Genomic DNA, 2,870 nt, shown 5'->3' with positions numbered 1-2,870 from the left:
CTCTCTATTCGATCTTCGAGAAGGGCGCTAGCCCGCGACCGCCATCGAGCCACTGAGAATAGGCAACACGTGTTCATCATTTTTTGCGCCGTTTACTGTGCGCGCGTACTTCGACCGCACCCGTCCTACCATCATATGGACGCCCGTACACGGCGAGTACATCTGCTTCTACAGCATCTTCTGGGATGATGAGCGTCGTAACAGTGAGGCCCCCTCTGCGCCCGGCTTGATTGGGCAGACGGCACTGCGCCCTAACCGGTATGCCGCTAGGGTGTGAGCAGCGACACCGACGGGGGACCAGGGAGCCGCTGAATAGCACAACCGTTGGCCGCAGGCTCGTGAGGCGAACTTAGTCGACGTGATTCTCCATGGCGCGCTTGGCGAGAGCCCGTCACCTCTCAAGCGCGCTGACCATACCGGCGGCGATTGTGCAGCCGAATCCAAGAACCCACATTAGCCGGTTGGATCGGCTACAGGTATAGTCTTGAATGCCAACTTTGACGTCATTTACGCCATGCGAATTTCCGTGCTCGCCCTCGACGGGCTTTTCGATACAGGGCTCGCTGTCATCCTCGACGCGTTCTCGCTTGCGAATAACTTCTCGGCTCGAAAAATGGGCGGGACGCCCCATTTCGACGTGTCGATCGTGGGCGTACGCCGGAAGGTCCGGTCAGGTCAAGGAATGCCCATACCCGTTCAGCCGATCACACCGGATTTGAAACCGGACTGGGTGATCATTCCTGCGCTGGGCACGGGAACTCCGGAACGGTTAGTCCCGGCACTCGAACGACCAGATGTCCGAAAAGCGAAAGATCAGATCTTGAAATGGCACGCAGGCGGGGCCTTGATCGCAGCGTCCTGTATCGGAACCTTCCTCGTGGCGGAAACCGGACTGCTTGATCATCGAGAAGCCACTACGACTTGGTGGCTCGGCCCGCTATTTCGGCAGCGCTATCCGAATGTTCTGCTCGACGAATCTCGCATGCTCGTGCCGACTGAGGTGGGGGTGACGGCGGGGGCAGCCATGGGGCATCTTGACCTCGTCCTTTGGCTGATACGCAAGGCCAGTCCGGAACTGGCCTCCGTCGTTTCCCGCTACCTGTTGGCCGACATTCGATCCTCACAAGCGCCATACATCATCCCCAATCATCTGGCGCAGGCGGACCCCCTCATCCTTCGTTTCGAACGGTGGGCGCGGGACAATCTCAAGACCGGATTCTCGTTGCAAGAAGTTGCCAGTACGCTGGCGACTAGCACGCGGTCATTGCAGCGCCGTTGCCAGGATGTGCTTGGTAAATCACCCCTGGCCTACTTCCAGGACCTACGCGTTGAACACGCACAGTCTCTTCTTCATGGCAGCGGCCTCGATCTCGAAGCCATCGCCGCCGAGGTAGGCTACGCCGACGGCGCCACTTTGCGAACGCTGTTGCGTGACCGCCTAGGGAGGGGTGTACGCGAGCTTCGGGCCGATCTTCGCTGATTGGAAGATAGCTTTGTGCCCGTGCGGGGGTTGTCAAATATGGGCTATTGGGTTGGTGCTTAACGCCACAAGGCATTCATTTAAGGCCTTTGAACCGACATAGAAAGCGACAACGCAGGGTGTTCGGGTCTTTCCTTCGGCTATCACGTTTTGGAGCTGCAGCCAGCCTCTGGTATCGATGAGTCTTAAGCATCGGCCGCAGCCAGCACGCCGGGTCGGCGCAATCGCCCGAGGAACGGGAGCGGCGCCAATCGAACCCGCAACGCAGCGTCCCCCCGCGGCCACGTTCGGCAGTGGACTGGTCAATGGCACCAGCGTGAGCGTCACGGCATATTCGCCGCCACCTTGCAATCGCCCCGGACAGACCAGCTCTGGCTCAGCGGCTATACGAAGTTGATCGGATGCAGGGCTGCGTGATGAGCATGCCTATGCGGTTCACCGCAAAGGCTCGCTAGAGGTCCTGCTGGTCGTCCAGTATCTACGCCATGAGTTTTGGCGCAAGTGGCGCTAAAGATGTCGTTTTTGACAATGGCGATTCAGGGATTCGCTCGCTAAAGTTCTCCTCCCAAGTTTGCATTTTTCCCAGGAGAGCACATGAAAATTCTTGCCATCGCATCGATCATCAAGCCAGTTTCCGACGAGCAAAGGAAGGAGATCATGCCGAAGGAGGTCCCGGCTACTCTCAAGCACTACCTCGACGGGAAGATCGAGCAGTTCTGGGCTCGCACGGACAAGCCGGGTGTAGTCTTTCTGATGAATGCCGAATCTGTCGCCCAAGCTAAAGCAGAGTTGGATACGCTGCCGCTCGTGACCGGCGGCTTCGCGCAGTACGAGCTCATTCCGGTGGGGCCCCTCGCGCCGCTTGGCCTTCTCATTCAGGGAAAGTGATGGGCTGAGGCAGAGAGTGGATTTAATCCCTCTCGCTATCCTCATCTCCGGCGCCACAGGCCACACCGGCAGGATCGCCGCGAAGACTCTTGCCGGGATAAGACATAGTCCGGGCCTTCGCTCACATGAATGACAGACCAGGCCGAAAGCCGAAGATCGTGGCCGGTTTTGCCGGACCTCGGTCAGCCTTCGAGTAGGCCGGGCGACCTGAGCAAACCTCAGGCCCCCGCTCTCCCGAAGACGCAAAAGAAACTTAAGCCGGGTGCGTGCACCCGGCTTAAGTCGTTGCTCAGACCGTCGGGAGGTGACTTCCCGAACCCGCCTGACAGACTCAAAAAACAAATAACCCCGACGGAGTACTCCGCAATGGATCGACGACTTCTAGTTCTTGCCCTCGGCATGTTTGCGCTCGGAACCGACAGCTTCGTCGTCGCCGGCCTGTTGCCGGAAATCGCGCGCGATTTGGGGTCTCCTCGTTTTCAGTGCAATAAGTGACGGTACG

At 58.8% G+C, this 2,870-nt stretch carries 2 protein-coding genes; both read left to right on the top strand.

Annotation, left to right across the window (positions count from 1 at the left end; genetic code table 11):
* The first annotated feature begins 514 nt into the window (after positions 1-514).
* Positions 515-1,480, top strand: coding sequence for a GlxA family transcriptional regulator (locus G518_RS0126310; RefSeq protein WP_028605029.1), 966 nt, complete (start codon positions 515-517; stop codon positions 1,478-1,480).
* Between the two features lie 594 nt (positions 1,481-2,074).
* Positions 2,075-2,368 (top strand): hypothetical protein, encoded by a 294-nt coding sequence (locus G518_RS0126305; RefSeq protein ID WP_028605028.1) that lies wholly within the window; start codon positions 2,075-2,077, stop codon positions 2,366-2,368.
* Positions 2,369-2,870 lie beyond the last annotated feature (502 nt).

The organism is Ottowia thiooxydans DSM 14619, assembly GCF_000422885.1.
In the GTDB taxonomy this organism is placed as follows: Bacteria; Pseudomonadota; Gammaproteobacteria; order Burkholderiales; family Burkholderiaceae_C; genus Ottowia; species Ottowia thiooxydans.
This window is presented reverse-complemented; position numbering and strand designations above follow the sequence as displayed.

Excerpts from the sequence above, each read along its gene's own strand:
- G518_RS0126310 (WP_028605029.1), top strand. The coding sequence starts at position 515 with ATGCGAATTTCCGTGCTCGCCCTCGACGGGCTTTTCGATACAGGGCTC.
- G518_RS0126305 (WP_028605028.1), top strand. The coding sequence starts at position 2,075 with ATGAAAATTCTTGCCATCGCATCGATCATCAAGCCAGTTTCCGACGAG.